Raw genomic sequence first — 16,138 nt, forward strand, 5'->3', positions numbered from 1 at the left:
CAGACGGTTTTGTCCAGAAAAGCCGTAATCGACATGAATCTTGCGTGGCCATGACTGTGCCGGTGTGCGTGACCGTTCCGACGCGCATGCCCGTGCCGACGTGTGGAGCCATGGCCGTGCCCACGCGCGTGACCGTGTTCCTGACGCGGCCGCGTGCGCGGTCACCGGGCTCCCACCAGCAGCTCCGCCGCCGCCTCCCGCTCGGTCATCGTCCGCAGCGGTCCCTCCACAGCTGTCAGCTCCGCGTACGTGCCCCGCTGCACGACCCGGCCCTCGTCCAGCACGACCACCTCGTCCACCGCGTCCAGACCCGCCAGCCGATGCGTGATGAGCAGGGTCGTACGGCCCTCGGTCGCGGCCAGCAGGTCGGTGGTGAGCGCGTCGGCGGTCGGCAGGTCGAGGTGCTCGGCCGGCTCGTCGAGCACGAGAACGGGGAAGTCGGCGAGCAGCGCCCGGGCCAGTGCCAGCCGCTGCCGCTGCCCGCCGGACAACCGGGCCCCGTGTTCGCCGACCAGCGTGTCCAGGCCGTCGGGCAGACTGTCGACCCAGTCCAGCAGGCGGGCCCGCGCCAGCGCGGCGCGCAGCTCGGACTCCGTGGCGTCCTTCCTGGCCAGGAGCAGGTTCTCGCGCACGGAGCTGTCGAAGAGATGCGCGTCCTGCGCACACAGCCCGACCAGCCGCCGTACGTCGTCACCGGCCAGGGCACCGGCTTCCGCGCCGGCCAGGGTGTAGGAGCCCGCGTCGGGGCCCAGGAACCGCAGCAGCACCTGGGCCAACGTCGTCTTGCCGGAGCCGGACGGTCCGACCACGGCGACGCGGCGGCCCTCCGCCAACGTCAGATCGAGCCCCGCGAGGGCGTCCCGGTCCTGCCCGGGGTGGCGTGCGACCAGTCCGTCGAGGACGACCGGGAACGGTGCCGCGGGCGCCTGCCGGGGCCGCTCGGGTTCGCGTACGGGCTCGGGCGCGTCCAGCACCTCGTACACCCGTTCGGCACTCCTGCGCACGCGCTGGCGGTACTGCACGGCGAGCGGCAGGCCGAGGACCGCTTCGAACGCGGCCAGCGGGGTGAGGACCACGACGGCCACGGCCACACCGGCGAGCCGGCCGTCGGCTACCGCCCGGACGCCGGTGAGCGCGGCGCCCGCGACGGTCAGGCCGGAGATCAGCGCGACGAGGCCGTCTCCCAACGCGGTGGCCGTGGCCGCGCGCGAGGCGATCCGGGTGAGCGTGCCGTCGGCCCGTCGCGCCTCGGCGGCCCGCCCGGGCAGGGCACCGGCGACGGTCAGTTCGGCGGTGCCGGTGAGCAGGTCGGTCACCCGGGTGGCCAGTGCGCCGCGAGCGGGCGCCAGCCGGTGCTCGGCCCGCCGTGCCACGGCCCCGGTGATGAGCGGGACACCGACTCCGGCGGCCAGCAACCCGGCGGCGAGTACGGCACCGGCCTCCGGAAGGAGCCAGGCCGTGAAGCCGACCGACGCGGCACAGACGACCACCGCCGTGCCCGCGGGCAGCAGCCAGCGCAGCCAGTGGTCCTGCAGCGCGTCGACGTCGGCGACGAGCCGGGACAGCAGGTCGCCCCGCCTGCTGCGGCGCAGACCGGCGGGCGCCAGCCGCTCCAGCCGCCGGTAGACGGCGACCCGGGTGTCGGCCAGCATCCGCAGCACGGCGTCGTGGGAGACGAGCCGCTCGGCGTAGCGGAACACGGCCCGGCCGATCCCGAAGGCACGCGTCGCCGTCACGGCCACCATCAGGTACAGCACCGGCGGCTGCTGCGAGGCCCGCGAGATGAGCCACCCCGAGGTGGCCATGAGTCCCACGGCGCTGCCGAGGGCGAGGCTGCCGAGGAGCAGTGCGAGACCGAGCCGACCGCGCCGGGCGGCCGACATGGCACGGACCCTGGCGAGGACGCCGGCCGAAGAGCCCGGCGCTGGTTCCTTCGTGCCCCGAACCTCGGCGGAAGCGGTGCCGGTGGCACCGGGCTCCTGCGCGGACGGACGGCCCGCCATGGGCCTCGGGACAGCGGTGGCCGCGGGAGCGGAGACCGGCTCGTCCAGGCGCACCACGCGGTCGGCCACCTCCAGCAGGGCCGGCCGATGCGCCACCAGCAGCACGGTCCGTCCGGCCGCCAGCCTGCGCACGGCGGTCACGACCTCGGCCTCGGTCGCCCCGTCCAGAGCGGCCGTCGGCTCGTCGAGCAGCAGCACCGGCCGGTCCGCGAGGAACGCCCGGGCCAGCGCGAGCCGCTGCCGCTGCCCGGCGGACAGACCGGAACCGTCCTCGCCGAGCACGGTGCCCGTCCCCTCCGGCAGCGCGTCCACGAACTCCAGCGCCCCGGCGTCGCGCAGCGCCCGCCGCACGGCCGCGTCGTCCGCCTCTGGACGGGCCAGCCGTACGTTCTCGGCGACCGTGCCCGCGAACAGGTGCGGACGCTGCGGCACCCAGGCGACGCGAGCGTGCCACTGCGCCGGGTCGAGGCCGGTGAGATCGGACCCGCCGATCCTGATCCGCCCCTCGCGCGGCCGGACGAAGCCGAGGAGGGCGTGGAGAAGCGTCGACTTGCCCGCTCCGCTCGGCCCGACGAGCGCGACCGTCTCACCGGGTTCGACGACGAGGTCCACGCCCGACACGGCGTCCGCGGTACGTCCGGGGTAGCGCACGGTCACGCCTTCGAAGGACAGCGCACCGTCCGCCGGCACCGGCCCGTTCCCCGAGGCGGGCGCGGGCGTCTCCAGCACCGAGAAGATCTCCTCGGCGGCGGCGAGCCCCTCGGCTGCCGCGTGGTACTGCGCCCCCACCTGCCGCAGCGGCAGATAGGCCTCGGGCGCGAGCACGAGCACGACCAGGCCGTCGTACAGGTCCATCTCGCCGTGGACGAGCCGCATGCCGATGGTCACGGCGACGAGCGCCACCGAGAGCGTGGCGAGCAGTTCCAGGGCGAAGGACGACAGGAAGGCGATCCGCAGGGTCCGCATGGTCGCCTGCCGGTACTCGCCGGTGATGCGCTTGATCGACTCGGCCTGTGCCTTGGCCCGTCCGAACACCTTCAGCGTCGGCAACCCCGCGACCACGTCCAGGAAGTGCCCGGACAGCCGGGACAGCAGCCGCCACTGCCGGTCCATCCGCGCCTGCGTGGCCCAGCCGATCAGCATCATGAAGACCGGGATGAGCGGCAGGGTGGCGACGATGACGGCCGCCGAGACCCAGTCCTCGGTGACGATCCGTGCCAGCACCGCCACCGGCACGACCACCGCGAGCCCCAACTGCGGCAGGTAGCGCGAGAAGTAGTCGTCGAGGGCGTCGACACCCCGGGTGGCCAGGGTGACGAGCGAGCCGGTGCGCTGTCCGCTCAACCAGCCGGGGCCGAGCGCGGTGGCCCGCTCCAGCAGCCGGCCCCGCAGCTCCGACTTCACGGCCGCGCTCGCCCGGTGTGCGGCCAGTTCGGTGAGCCAGCCGACCAGGGCACGGCCGCAGGCGACGGCCACCAGCAGCAACAGCGGGGTGCGGAGTTCGGCGGCCGTCATGCCGTGCTGGAAGGCGCCCACCACCGTTTCGGCGATGAGCATCGCCTGGGCGACGACCAGCCCGGCCCCGGCGGCGCCCAGGACGATGACCGCCGCCAGGAAGAGCCGGGTGGCGCGGGCGTACCGCAGCAGCCGTGGATCGATCGGTTTCACGTGAAACACATCCCGCCGGGCTCAGTGCGCGGCTTCGGCGATGTGCTGGGTGCCGATCCGCTTGCGGAAGACCCAGTACGTCCACCCCTGGTAGAGCAGGACGACCGGCGTGGCGATCACGGCCAGCCAGGTCATGATCTTCAGGGTGTACGGGCTGGACGAGGCGTTGGTGACGGTCAGGCTCCAGTCCGCGTTCAACGTGGACGGCATGACGTTCGGGAAGAGCGTCAGGAAGAGCATCGCCACGGAGGCCACGATGGTGACTCCGGAGAGCGCGAAGGCCCATCCCTCGCGTCCCGCCTGATTCGCCGCCAGCGCGACGACCAGGGCGGCGACGGCCACCACCAGCGCGACCAGACTCGTGCCGTCGCCGTTGTCGGCCTGCGTCCACAGCAGGAAGGCGAGGGCCAGCACGGCGGCGACGAGACCCACCCGCAGCGCCAGCGTCCGCGCCCGTTCGCGGATCTCGCCGACGGTCTTGAGCGCGGTGAACACCGTCCCGTGGAAGGTGAACAGGGTCAGCGTGACCAGGCCGCCGAGGAGGGCGTACGGGTTCAGCAGGTCCCAGACGGTGCCGACGTACTCCAGGTCCCGGTCGATCTTCACCCCGTGGGCGATGTTGCCGAAGGCGACACCCCACAGGAACGCCGGGATCAGCGAGGTCCAGAAGATCGCGGTCTCCCAGTTGCGCTGCCAGCGCTCCTCGGGTCGCTTCACCCGGTACTCGAAGGCGACGCCCCGGACGATCAGGCAGAGCAGGATGACCAGCAGGGGCAGGTAGAAGCCGGAGAAGAGGGTGGCGTACCACTCGGGGAAGGCGGCGAAGGTCGCACCGCCGGCCGTCAGCAGCCACACCTCGTTGCCGTCCCAGACGGGTCCGATCGTGTTGATCAGCACCCGCTTCTCGGCCCGGTCGCGGGCGAGCAGCCGAGTGAGCACGCCGACCCCGAAGTCGAAACCCTCCAGGAAGAAGTAGCCGGTCCACAGGACGGCGATCAGGACGAACCAGACGTCGTGAAGTTCCATGACTGTGCAGCTCCCTCGGCCTAGTACGAGAAGGCCATCGGCTTGTCGGCGTCACGGGAGTCGCCGCCGATCTTCGTGGGCGGGGTGAGGTCGGCCTCGGTGAGCTCGGGCGGTCCGGCCTTGACGTACTTCACCAGCAGCCTGACCTCGATGACGGCCAGGACGGCGTAGAGCAGGGTGAAGGCGATCATCGAGGTGACGACCTCGGCCGTGGAGACACCGGGGGAGACCGCGTCGCGGGTCTGGAACACGCCGTAGACGACCCAGGGCTGCCGGCCCATCTCGGTGAAGATCCAGCCCCAGGAGTTGGCGATCAGCGGGAAGGCCATCGTCCAGACCGCCAGCAGCCAGTACAGCCGGGAGAACTTCGATCCGAGCGGCTTCTTCAGCAGCACCAGGCGGGGCACCTCGTCGTCACCGGTCCGCCAGGCCGCCGGCAGCATGAACTTCTTGCGGGTCAGCCAGAGCCCCAGCAGACCGAGCGAGAAGGAGGCCATGCCGAAGCCGATCATCCACCGGAAGCCCCAGTAGGCGACGGGGACGATGGGCTTGTAGTCACCGGGTCCGAACTTCTGCCGCTCGACCTTGTTGGTGTCGTTGATGCCGGGCACGTACGAGTCGAAGTCGCTGTGCGCCAGGAAGGACAGCAGGCCGGGGATCTCCAGAGCGACCTTGTTGTGCCCCTCGTCGACGTCGCCGTAGGCGAAGACGGAGAAGGGCGCCGGCTGCTCGCCGTCCCACAGGGCCTCGGCGGCGGCCATCTTCATCGGCTGCTGCTCGTACATGACCTTGCCGAGGGTGTCGCCGCTGACGGCGGTGAGCAGGCCGCCGACGGCCAGGGTGACCAGGCCGAGCCGCAGCGAGGTCCGCATCACGGGGATGTGCTTCTTGCGCATCAGATGGAAGGCGGCGATGCCCACCATGAAGGCGCCACCGGTCAGGAAGGCCGCCGAGAAGCTGTGGAAGACCTGGTTGAGGGCGGTGTTCTGGGTGAGGACCTGCCAGAAGTCGGTGAGTTCCGCCCGGCCCTTCTCCTCGTTGATCCGGTAGCCGACGGGGTGCTGCATCCAGGAGTTGGCGGCGAGGATGAAGTACGCCGACAGCAGTGTGCCGATCGAGACCATCCATATGCAGGCCAGGTGGACCTTCTTCGGCAGCTTGTCCCAGCCGAAGATCCACAGGCCGATGAAGGTCGACTCGAAGAAGAAGGCGATCAGCGCCTCGAACGCGAGCGGTGCGCCGAAGATGTCACCGACGAAGCGGGAGTAGTCGGACCAGTTCATGCCGAACTGGAACTCCTGCACGATGCCGGTGACGACACCCATGGCGATGTTGATCAGGAAGAGCTTGCCCCAGAACTTCGTCGCCCTGAGGTACTTCTCCTTCTCCGTGCGCACCCAGGCGGTCTGCAGTCCGGCCGTGAGGGCGGCCAGTGAGATCGTCAGCGGCACGAAGAGGAAGTGGTAGACGGTCGTGATGCCGAACTGCCATCGCGCCAGTGTCTCCGGCGCCAAAGCCATGTCCACGTCGTCGGCCTCCTTGCATCGCCGTGGTTCCGGCAGTTTGCGCGTGTATGTGCCACCTATCTCAGGAGCAACCAGACACGCTTGTGAAAGCGTTCACATTCACAAGCAATTATGACTTACTGCTTTTCGACACCGGAAGGGGGGTCCCCTGTGACGTCAACCCCTTGGCAAGAACTTCAACATCTTGTTGAATCCGCGGCATGAACACCGCGAGCACTCAGGGGCAGTACGCACGGATACGCATCTCGTGGCCCACGGGTCACCTCACCGCGACCCTCGAGGACACCCCCACCACGCAGGCGCTTCTCAAGGCACTGCCGCTCACCGCCTCCGCCCACACCTGGGGCGAGGAGGTGTACTTCGACACAGGTGTGTCGGTTTCACGTGAAACGGACGCCCGTCAGGTCGTCGAGCCGGGCACCGTGGCGTTCTGGACCGACGGCGACGCACTGGCTCTCCCCTACGGTCCCACGCCGATCTCGCGAGGAGACGAGTGCCGCCTCGCGAGCCCGTGCAACGTCCTCGGCCGCCTCGACGGCGACCCTCGCCGACTGGCGACGGTGCGCGACGGCGACCCGGTACGCGTGGAGACGGTGGACATCTGACGCCCACCGCCCCCGGTGGACGCGTCCGGCGCCCGCCCGCCTCGCCGGACGCCTGGCACCGCAGCCGCGTCAGATCTCCTTGCGGAACGCTTCCGACACCTTCAGGAAGATGTCGTTCGCCTCGCTCTCCCCGACCGTCACCCGCACACCCTCACCCGGGAACGGCCGTACGACCACGCCGGCCCGCTCGCACGCCTCCGCGAAGGCGACCGTGCGCTCTCCCAGACGCAGCCACACGAAGTTGGCCTGGGTCTCCGGCACCGTCCAGCCCTGCGCGCGCAGGCCGTCGACCACACGGATGCGCTCGCAGACCAGCGAGCCGACCCGGCCGATCAGCTCGTCCTCGGCCCGCAGCGAGGCGATCGCCGCCTCCTGGGCGATCTGGCTCACGCCGAAGGGCACGGCCGTCTTGCGCAGCGCGGCCGCCACCGGCTCATGGGCGATCGCGAAGCCGACCCGGAGGCCGGCGAGGCCGTACGCCTTGGAGAAGGTCCGCAGCACACAGACGTTGGGCCGCTCACGGTAGATCTCGACGCCGTCCGGCACCTCGGGATCACGGATGAACTCGCGGTAGGCCTCGTCGAGAACCACGAGCACGTCGCTCGGTACCCGGTCGAGGAAGCGCTCCAGCTCGGCCCGCCGCACCACCGTGCCGGTCGGGTTGTTGGGATTGCAGACGAAGATCAGTCGCGTCCGGTCGGTGATCGCGTCGGCCATGGCGTCCAGATCGTGCACGTCGCCCGGTGTCAGCGGCACCTTCACGGACGTCGCACCGCTGATCTGCGTGATGATCGGGTACGCCTCGAAGGAACGCCAGGCGTAGATCACCTCGTCACCGGGGCCGGAGGTCGCCTGGATCAGTTGCTGCGCCACACCGACCGACCCGGTACCGGTGGCCAGGTGGGAGAGGGGGACGCCGAATCGTTCCGACAACTCGGCCATCAGGCTCGTGCAGGCCATGTCCGGGTACCGGTTGAAGGACGAGGCCGCGGCCGCGACCGTCTCCATCACGCCCGGCAGCGGCGGGTACGGGTTCTCGTTGGAGGACAGTTTGTAGGCCACCGGCCCGTCCGCCGCGGCGGGCTTGCCCGGCTTGTAGGTGGGAATTCCCTCCAGCTCGGCGCGCAGCTTGGGGCTCGTCTCGCTCACCGCAGTCCTCCTCGTGACCACCACCGGCATCGAATACTTCTCACCCTATGAGGATTCAGCGTCACTGCGTATAGGGGCGGCCGGACCTCCTCCGTCACACTGGCATCAGGGGCATCAGGGGCATCAGGGGCATGAAGGCGCACGATTCGGGGGGCGTACCGCACATATATCTACGCGCCGGTGGCTCGCGCCGTGGCGCGCATCCCTCGTGCAGGTGAGTTGCAACCTCTTCGCAACATCGACCGGCCGACAGGTCCTCGCTCGCTGACACGGCAGATACTGGGGCTGGAGTCGCCAACTTCCTTGTTTTCCAAGGCAATTGAGATCCTGCGATCATGCAGAAACGTGCCTGCCAATGCATGCATATGCGTCCGCCCTACCCCACCGCACGAGCCCTACTATCGGCTCGCCATGACAGCAGCAGGGAAGCACCAGGTGAGCCGCGCGGAAACCTCACGTCGAGGCAGTCGGCCGGGCCGGGCGGGCATCAGAGACGTGGCCGCCGCCGCCGGAGTATCCATCACGACCGTCTCCGACGCCCTCAACGGCAAGGGCCGACTCCCGGATGCCACCCGGCGCCACGTCCGCGAGGTGGCCGACCGGCTGGGCTACCGACCCTCGGCCGCCGCCCGTACGCTCCGCACCGGTAAGTCGGGACTCATCGGCCTGACCGTGACGACGTACGGGAATGAACCTTTCACCTTCACCGAGTTCGCGTACTTCGCCGAGATGGCGCGCGCCGCCACCTCCGCCGCGCTCGCCCGCGGGTACGCCCTCGTCATCCTCCCGGCGACCTCCCGCCACGACGTGTGGTCCAACGTCGCGCTGGACGGCACGGTCGTCATCGACCCCTCCGACCAGGACCCGGTCGTCGGCGAACTGGTCCGCCAGGGCTTACCGGTCGTCTCCGACGGCCGCCCGGTCGGCGCGCTTCCCGTCACCGCCTGGGTCGACAACGACCACGAGGCCGCCGTGCTCGGCATCCTCGACCACCTGGCCGCCGCCGGCGCCCGCCGGATCGGCCTGCTCACCGGCACCACCACCGACACGTACACCCACCTGTCGACCACCGCCTACCTGCACTGGTGCGAGCGCGTCGGACAGGACCCGGTCTACGAGGCCTACCCGGCACACGACCCGTGCGCGGGAGCGGTGGCCGCCGACCGGCTGCTCGCCCGGCCCGACCGGCCCGACGCCGTGTACGGCCTGTTCGATCCGAACGGCACCGACCTGCTCGCCGCCGCCCGCCGTTACGGCCTGCGCGTCCCGGAGGACCTGCTGCTGGTCTGCTGCAGCGAGTCCACGGTGTACGCCAGCACCGAGCCCCCCATCACCACCCTGTCGCTCAAACCCCGTCGCATCGGCACGGCGGTGATCCAGCTCCTCATCGACGCCATCGAGGGGCTCGACTCGGAGCAGACGGTCGAGCAGGTGATACCGACGGAACTGATCGTGCGGACGTCGTCGCAGCGCCGCCCGCCCCGGACGACGGTCAGCCCGCCGCGGTCGCCCGAGCACGAGTAGGGACCGGATCCGCCGGAACGCGCCCAGCCGGAGGAAATCACACCGGACAGACTCCGACCGGTGAAGATCACGCCGACGTCACGGACGGGCGAAGACCGGCCCAATCGGGGCGAAAGCCGCGGTGAACCCGAGTCCTGCCCCGATTCACCACCCCTGGGTCATCACACAGAGCGATCCGCATTCCTATGATGGGCCCACACACCGCGGGCCGCTGCGACCAGGCAGTCCGAAGCGGTGCAGATGCGGCGCGATGGTGGAGGGGTCGATGACTCAGGGGGCCGGTCAGGGACCCGAGGTGGAACGGACGGCGACGGTGCGCGACTTCCGGGTGCCCGCGTACGTCCACGAGGCCGCTCCGTACGTCACTCCCGGCACGCACCCGGGCGAGGCCGCTCCCCCCTCCGAGGAGGGATACGGGGAGGCCTATCCGGAGGGGTACACGCCCACCCAGCGCGATCTGCCCGTCATCCGAAGGGGTGACACGGTCCAGGTGGCCCTCGACCCCGAACCGGCCCCGGCAGCACAGCCCGCCACGGGTCAGGGGCCGCTGTTCGTCGTCGGTGACGTGCACGGCTACCTGGACCAGCTGGTGGCCGCGCTCCAGGAGAAGGGCCTCATCGACGCCGCCGGCCAGTGGTGCGCGGGCACCTCCCGCCTGTGGTTCCTCGGCGATTTCACCGACCGCGGCCCGGACGGCATCGGTGTCATCGACCTGGTGATGCGACTGTCCGCCGAGGCCGCCGCGGCCGGCGGCTACTGCAAGGCGCTGATGGGCAACCACGAGCTGCTGCTGCTCGGCGCCAAGCGGTTCGGCGACACCCCCGTCAACTCCGGTGCCGGTACCGCCACCTTCCAGGCCGCCTGGCTGCTCAACGGCGGCCAGAAGACCGACATGGACCGCCTGCAGGACCACCATCTCCAGTGGATGGCCCGCCTCGACGCGCTCGAAGAGGTGGACGGACACCTCCTCGTCCACTCCGACACCACCACCTACCTCGACTACGGCCGTTCCATCGAGGAGGTCAACGACACCGTCCGCGAGACGCTCACCCGCAACGACGCGGAAGAGGTGTGGGACCTGTTCCGCAAGCTCACCAAGCGGTTCTCCTTCCGCGACGAGGGCGGTGCCGACGCGGTGCGCTCGCTGCTGGACACGTACGGCGGCACCCGTATCGTCCACGGGCACAGCCCCATCCCCTACCTCCTGGGCGAGGTCGGCTCCGAGGACGGCGAGGACGACACCCGCACCGCGGTCGAGGGGCCCCACGTCTACGCGGACGGGCTGGCCATCGCGATGGACGGCGGCGTGACGATGGCCGGAAAGCTGCTGGTCCAGCAACTCCCGCTGGACGCCTGACCGTTCACCGGGCCGCCCTTCCCCGGCAGCGGTCCCGCAGGTCGGCACCCAATTTCTGGAAACCCCCTGTCACCGCGCGCCGTCACCGCTCTACCATCGGCTTATCCGTAGCAGGCTCCCCTCCGTTTCTGCCCGACGGCTCGTTGGCATGCGAGCCCCAAGCCCTACGGAGCATCGGGGGATGCACATGAACAGCGTTCCGCAGCATCTGCCGAACGAGGACCGCCAGGAGTACGAGCGGATCCTCGACGAGGCGCTGCGCTCCGCACCACACCGCCCGGAACTGACCGCTGTCGGACAGCGGCTCAACGCCGAACAACTGCGCACCATGGCACTCGACGCCACCGCTCTGATCACGGCGGCGGCCTCCACGGAGTACCAGCACTACGTGAAGGTCCGCGAGGAGCTGCGCCATCGGGCATCGTCCTCCTCGTCGTCCGCGCGCGGTTCCGGAGCCGAGGAGCCGGATACGGGCCCGGTGGGTCTCGCCGTCACCGTGGGGGAGGCCGCCGAGGCCACCGGTGCGGGCGCGGGCGCGGTCGTCGCCGTCCTGGCGCCCGTCCTGGCCGGCACCGCAGCGGCGATCTTCCTGCTCGTCGGCTACGTCCTGAGGATGCTCGACCCGGGGCAGGCGTTCGCACGGACCATGCTCACCACGGGATGGGTGTTCGGCGGTGTGGCCGCCGTCGCCGTCCTCGTCGCGGGGGCGGGGCTGCTGCTCACCGCGCTGCGCAACCGGCCCTCCGCCGAGTCCGGCCGCCACCGCGAACTCGACGGGGAGGTGAACCGGGCCAGGGAGGCCTGGCAGGACGCCCTGCTCGAACGCGGCATCCTGCCGTTCCTGCGGAAGGCGCTCACCGACCCGGACGCGGCGGTCGCGCTGCACCCGACGGGACCGGCGGCACCGACGAGCCGGATGCCGCGCCTCGGCTACGACCGTCCGGGATTCACGAGCCCCGACGACGGCCGGGAGGGTCCGCGTCCGAGCTACTCGAGCCCGGACTACAGCAGCCCGGACTTCGGCGGTCCGGAACACCGGCCCGAGTAGCCACCGGCCAGGGCGGGCACGTCGGAGGATGCCCGCCCGGCCGGCGGCAGTGATCCAGGACGGGAACTCGGACAGCAGGCGGTCGTGCAGCTCCTGGTCGGGGGCGGTGCCGATGTCGTCGACGGTGATGCCGAAGTCGGTGGCCAGGCCCGCGAGTCCGATGGCGTAGCCCTGCTCCACCGCCCGGTGAGACCGGCGCCCTCGCCCAGGGATGTGGCTGTCATGGACCCGGTCTGCCGAGTCGGTCCCTCCGGGGGGGGGAGAGAGCGGACCCGGTGCTCCGTCCCTTCTCAGCGACGATTTCCTCCGGTTGCGCGTCCCGATCCGGGTCACGCCCCGGCACACCTACGTCGTCGGCGACCTGGCCCTGCTGATCGTCGACTTCGTCATCGACGGCGTCGCCGCCCACGGCGGCCGTGTGCACATCGAGGGCACCGCGACGGACGTGGCCCGTCGCGGACCGGACGGGTGCTGGCGCTACGTGATCGACAACCCGTTCGGAGTGGCGGCCCCGCCCGGGACGGCCCCGGTGCCCGGCTGACGCCGGACGGTCCCGGAGGAGGGATCGCCCGGCGTCGAGCGGGGAGCGGGGGGTCAGTCGGCCAGCGGGAGGTACACCCGGTTGCCGCCGGCGGCGAACTCCTTGGACTTCTGCAGCATGCCCTCGGCGATCTCCTCGGAAGACGCCCCCGCGGCGGCCGCGCCACCGAACCGCTCGTTGATGTCCTGGCTGATCTTCATCGAGCAGAACTTCGGTCCGCACATCGAGCAGAAGTGGGCCGTCTTGGCGGGCTCGGCCGGCAGCGTCTCGTCGTGGAACTCCCGTGCCGTGTCCGGGTCGAGGGCCAGATTGAACTGGTCCTCCCATCGGAACTCGAACCGTGCGTCCGACAGCGCGTCGTCCCACTCCTGCGCACCCGGGTGTCCCTTGGCGAGGTCAGCGGCGTGGGCGGCGATCTTGTAGGTGATGACACCGGTCTTGACGTCGTCACGGTTGGGAAGACCCAGGTGCTCCTTGGGCGTGACGTAGCAGAGCATGGCCGTGCCCCACCAGGCGATCATCGCGGCGCCGATGCCGGAGGTGATGTGGTCGTAGGCCGGTGCGACGTCCGTCGTCAGCGGGCCGAGCGTGTAGAACGGGGCTTCGTCGCAGATCTCCTGCTGAAGGTCGATGTTCTCCTTGATCTTGTGCATCGGGACGTGTCCCGGGCCCTCGATCATGGTCTGTACGTCGAAGCGCCTGGCGATCCGGTTGAGTTCCCCGAGCGTGCGCAGCTCCGCGAACTGTGCCTCGTCGTTGGCGTCCGCGATCGACCCGGGCCGCAGGCCGTCACCGAGGGAGTAGGTGACGTCGTAGGCGGCGAGGATCTCGCAGAGCTCCTCGAAGTTCTCGTACAGGAACGACTCCTTGTGGTGCGCCAGGCACCAGGCCGCCATGATCGAGCCACCCCGCGAGACGATGCCGGTCTTCCGGTTCGCGGTGAGCGGCACGTAGGACAGGCGCACACCCGCGTGGACGGTCATGTAGTCCACACCCTGCTCGGCCTGCTCGATGACCGTGTCCTTGTAGATCTCCCAGGTCAGCTCCTCCGCCTTGCCGTCGACCTTCTCCAGGGCCTGGTAGAGCGGCACGGTGCCGATGGGGACGGGGGAGTTGCGGAGCACCCACTCGCGGGTGGTGTGGATGTTGCGGCCCGTGGACAGGTCCATGACCGTGTCGGCGCCCCAACGGGTCGCCCAGGTCATCTTCTCGACCTCCTCCTCGATGGAGGACGTCACCGCCGAGTTGCCGATGTTGGCGTTCACCTTCACCAGGAACCGCTTGCCGATGATCATCGGCTCGATCTCCGGGTGGTTGACGTTGGCGGGCAGCACGGCCCGGCCGGCGGCGATCTCCTCGCGGACCACCTCCGGTGAGACGTTCTCCCGGATGGCCACGTACTCCATCTCGGGGGTGATCTCGCCCCGGCGCGCGTACGCGAGCTGCGTCACCGCCGTGCCTTTCCGGCCCCGGCGCGGCTGCCGCGGGCGTCCGGGGAAGACCGCGTCCAGGTTGCGCAGGCCACCGCGCGGTGAGGTGTGCTTGATCCCGTCGTCCTCGGGACGGACGGGACGGCCCGCGTACTCCTCCGTGTCGCCGCGGCCGATGATCCAGTTCTCCCGCAGCGCCGGCAGCCCCCTGCGGACGTCGGTGTCGACGAGCGGATCGGTGTACGGGCCCGAGGTGTCGTAGAGCGTGACCGACTTCCCGTTGGTGAGGTGCACCTGACGGACCGGCACCCGCAGGTCGGGGCGCGAACCCTCGACGTACGCCTTGTGCCAGCCGATGGACTTCCCGGCCTCCGCGGTCTCCGCCTCGACGGAGGCGGGGGTGGAGGCAGGCGTGCGTGCGTCCTTGATGGTCATGAGACCTACTCCCTACGCCGGCATTACCCGGTAACAGGTTCAGCGGTCGACGCAGCGGCTTCCGTCGAACGACGCTCCGTGGGCGACATCACTCGACTTCGGTGACGTTTCCCGTGAAACATCGCTGGGACGGAGGTCAGCGCCCTCTCAGCCCGGTGCTCCGAGCTCCCGCGTGTACAAAGGTGCCCCCACGCTAGCGTCAACTCGGGCGCGGTGACCAGGGGGCCCCTCCCGCTCTTGCGATGATCGGTCGGTGACCACAACTCAGCACCCTCCCCACCCGCCGCACGAACCCCGCCGCGGCCCGGGCACCCCGGCCGGCGACGGGCGCGCGGAAGGCCACGTCCCCGGCGGCTCGTACGGTGCGGGTGGGGATCCCGAAGCGGGCCACGGGCGCGGCGCTTCCGCCGACGGCCGTCACTTCGGTCACGGACCCGGTGGCGAGGCGGGGCGGGGTGGCGGTGACGAGCACACCGGCAGCGGCGAGCACGGTGGCGGTGGTGGACATGGGCACGCGCACGGTCACGGGCCGGCGGCACCGGTGTCACGCCATCTACGGAAGGTCATCGCGGCGGTCCTCATCCCGTTCGCCGCGGCGGTGGTGGTCGGGCTCGCCGTGCTCTGGCCGGGCGGCGCACCGCCGCACGAACGCACCGGGGTCGGCTTCGACCGGCAGACCCAACAGGCCACGGTCACCCGGGTGGACAGGCTGAGCTGCAAGTCCGTCAACGCCTCGGGCGTCCCCCCGACCGGTGACACCTCCACCGCCGAGGGCTCCTCCGCGGTGCAGCAGGCCGACGGCGACTGCAAACGGGCGACGATCCGCGTCGACACCGGCAAGGACAAGGGCCGCACCTTCAACGAGATCGTGCAACCGGACCAGACACGTCAGTTGCACGAGGGACAGAAAGTGGTGGTCGCCTACGAGCCCTCCGCACCGAAGGACCTGCAGTACTCGGTGACCGACATCGACCGCGGTTTCCCGATGGCCCTGCTCGCGGGCATCTTCGCGCTGGCCGTCGTGGTCGTCGGCCGGCTGCGCGGCTTCATGGCCCTGGTCTCCCTGGCCATCAGCTTCCTGCTGTTGAACTTCTTCATCCTGCCCGCCATCCTTCAGGGCTCGAACCCCCTGCTCGTGGCGGTGATCGGCTCCAGCGCGATCATGCTGATCGCGCTGTACCTGTGCCACGGACTGTCTGCGCGGACCTCCGTCGCGGTGCTCGGAACCCTGGTCTCGCTGCTGCTGATCGGCGTCCTGGGATCGCTGTTCATCGGCTGGGCCGCGCTCACCGGCAACACCGACGACAACACCGGCCTGATCCACGGGCTGTATCCGTCGATCGACATGAGCGGTCTGCTGCTCGCCGGGGTCATCATCGGTTCGCTCGGTGTCCTCGACGACGTGACGGTCACCCAGACCTCCGCGGTGTGGGAGTTGCACGAGGCCAATCCGGCGATGGGCTGGCGCGGCCTGTACCGCGCGGGCATCCGTATCGGGCGCGACCACATCGCCTCCGTCGTCAACACGCTCGTCCTCGCGTACGCGGGCGCCGCGCTGCCGCTGCTGCTGCTGTTCTCGATCGCGCAGAGCAGCGTGGGGACGGTCGCCAACAGCGAGCTGGTCGCGGAGGAGATCGTGCGCACGCTGGTGGGCTCGATCGGCCTGGTGGCGTCCGTGCCGGTCACCACCGCTCTCGCGGCCCTGGTCGTCTCGGCCGACCGGCCGGCAGGGCGCACGGCCGCGCAGGGTGCCGTGGCGGCGCCGGGTTCCGGACCGGCGCCGGGGCGTGGCGGACGCGGCCGCCGCCGCAAGCGCTGACTCATCC

10 protein-coding genes, 2 pseudogenes and 1 riboswitch are annotated in these 16,138 nt (G+C 70.5%); of the genes and pseudogenes, 6 read left to right on the plus strand and 6 right to left on the minus strand.

Features of this window, described 5'->3' with window-relative positions:
• Window positions 1–161 precede the first annotated feature (161 nt).
• From cydD to JHAT_RS12200, 3 genes are read right to left on the minus strand one after another with little or no spacing between them, the layout of a single operon-like run.
• Window positions 162–3,671, minus strand: a complete 3,510-nt coding sequence (cydD, locus tag JHAT_RS12190; protein WP_077798130.1) for a thiol reductant ABC exporter subunit CydD — start codon at window positions 3,669–3,671, stop codon at window positions 162–164.
• Window positions 3,672–3,692: 21 nt separating this feature from the next.
• A complete protein-coding gene (gene cydB / locus JHAT_RS12195) occupies window positions 3,693–4,697 on the minus strand; it encodes a cytochrome d ubiquinol oxidase subunit II (protein ID WP_077798131.1) in 1,005 nt (334 codons plus the stop codon).
• A 20-nt stretch (window positions 4,698–4,717) separates the two neighbouring features.
• Complete coding sequence (locus JHAT_RS12200) at window positions 4,718–6,223, minus strand: cytochrome ubiquinol oxidase subunit I (protein ID WP_077798132.1); 1,506 nt, start codon at window positions 6,221–6,223, stop codon at window positions 4,718–4,720.
• 200 nt (window positions 6,224–6,423) lie between these two features.
• On the opposite strand from JHAT_RS12200, the gene JHAT_RS12205 reads away from it, so the two are divergent.
• On the plus strand, window positions 6,424–6,828 hold the full coding sequence (locus tag JHAT_RS12205) for a cyclophilin-like fold protein (protein WP_077798133.1): 405 nt from the start codon (window positions 6,424–6,426) through the stop codon (window positions 6,826–6,828).
• Window positions 6,829–6,897: 69 nt separating this feature from the next.
• Here JHAT_RS12205 and hisC read toward each other — a convergent pair whose 3' ends face one another.
• Complete coding sequence (hisC, locus tag JHAT_RS12210; RefSeq protein WP_077798134.1) at window positions 6,898–7,977, minus strand: histidinol-phosphate transaminase; 1,080 nt, start codon at window positions 7,975–7,977, stop codon at window positions 6,898–6,900.
• A 411-nt stretch (window positions 7,978–8,388) separates the two neighbouring features.
• Here hisC and JHAT_RS12215 point away from each other — a divergent pair, with 411 nt between their 5' ends.
• From JHAT_RS12215 to JHAT_RS12225, 3 genes are all read left to right on the plus strand, one after another.
• A complete protein-coding gene (locus JHAT_RS12215) occupies window positions 8,389–9,501 on the plus strand; it encodes a LacI family DNA-binding transcriptional regulator (protein ID WP_077798135.1) in 1,113 nt (370 codons plus the stop codon).
• 250 nt (window positions 9,502–9,751) lie between these two features.
• Complete coding sequence (locus tag JHAT_RS12220) at window positions 9,752–10,858, plus strand: metallophosphoesterase (protein WP_077798136.1); 1,107 nt, start codon at window positions 9,752–9,754, stop codon at window positions 10,856–10,858.
• Between the two features lie 181 nt (window positions 10,859–11,039).
• Window positions 11,040–11,906 (plus strand): hypothetical protein, encoded by an 867-nt coding sequence (locus tag JHAT_RS12225; protein ID WP_077798137.1) that lies wholly within the window; start codon window positions 11,040–11,042, stop codon window positions 11,904–11,906.
• A gap of 24 nt (window positions 11,907–11,930) precedes the next feature.
• Here JHAT_RS12225 and JHAT_RS35245 read toward each other — a convergent pair.
• Window positions 11,931–12,029 (minus strand): annotated as a pseudogene (locus JHAT_RS35245) (VWA domain-containing protein); the annotation flags it as partial.
• Between the two features lie 175 nt (window positions 12,030–12,204).
• Here JHAT_RS35245 and JHAT_RS12230 point away from each other — a divergent pair.
• A pseudogene (locus JHAT_RS12230) lies at window positions 12,205–12,447 on the plus strand (YybH family protein); the annotation flags it as partial.
• 53 nt (window positions 12,448–12,500) lie between these two features.
• On the opposite strand, the gene thiC reads toward JHAT_RS12230, so the two are convergent.
• On the minus strand, window positions 12,501–14,312 hold the full coding sequence (gene thiC / locus JHAT_RS12235; RefSeq protein WP_077798138.1) for a phosphomethylpyrimidine synthase ThiC: 1,812 nt from the start codon (window positions 14,310–14,312) through the stop codon (window positions 12,501–12,503).
• Window positions 14,305–14,494: riboswitch (TPP riboswitch) on the minus strand. Its footprint overlaps the gene before it by 8 nt.
• Window positions 14,495–14,565: 71 nt before the next feature.
• Here thiC and JHAT_RS12240 point away from each other — a divergent pair.
• Window positions 14,566–16,131 carry a YibE/F family protein gene (locus tag JHAT_RS12240; RefSeq protein ID WP_077798139.1) on the plus strand — a complete coding sequence of 522 codons (1,566 nt, stop codon included), beginning with the start codon at window positions 14,566–14,568 and terminating at the stop codon, window positions 16,129–16,131.
• Window positions 16,132–16,138: the final 7 nt, after the last annotated feature.

Source organism: Streptomyces sp. JHA26, from assembly GCF_002005565.1.
In the GTDB taxonomy this organism is placed as follows: domain Bacteria; phylum Actinomycetota; class Actinomycetes; order Streptomycetales; family Streptomycetaceae; genus Streptomyces.

What these genes read in the sequence shown, in the direction of transcription:
- JHAT_RS12225 (WP_077798137.1), top strand. Translation starts at nt 11,040, where the DNA reads ATGCACATGAACAGCGTTCCGCAGCATCTGCCGAACGAGGACCGCCAG.
- cydB (WP_077798131.1), bottom strand. Translation starts at nt 4,697, where the DNA reads ATGGAACTTCACGACGTCTGGTTCGTCCTGATCGCCGTCCTGTGGACC.
- JHAT_RS12215 (WP_077798135.1), top strand. Translation starts at nt 8,389, where the DNA reads ATGACAGCAGCAGGGAAGCACCAGGTGAGCCGCGCGGAAACCTCACGT.
- JHAT_RS12220 (WP_077798136.1), top strand. Translation starts at nt 9,752, where the DNA reads ATGGTGGAGGGGTCGATGACTCAGGGGGCCGGTCAGGGACCCGAGGTG.
- thiC (WP_077798138.1), bottom strand. Translation starts at nt 14,312, where the DNA reads ATGACCATCAAGGACGCACGCACGCCTGCCTCCACCCCCGCCTCCGTC.
- JHAT_RS12205 (WP_077798133.1), top strand. Translation starts at nt 6,424, where the DNA reads ATGAACACCGCGAGCACTCAGGGGCAGTACGCACGGATACGCATCTCG.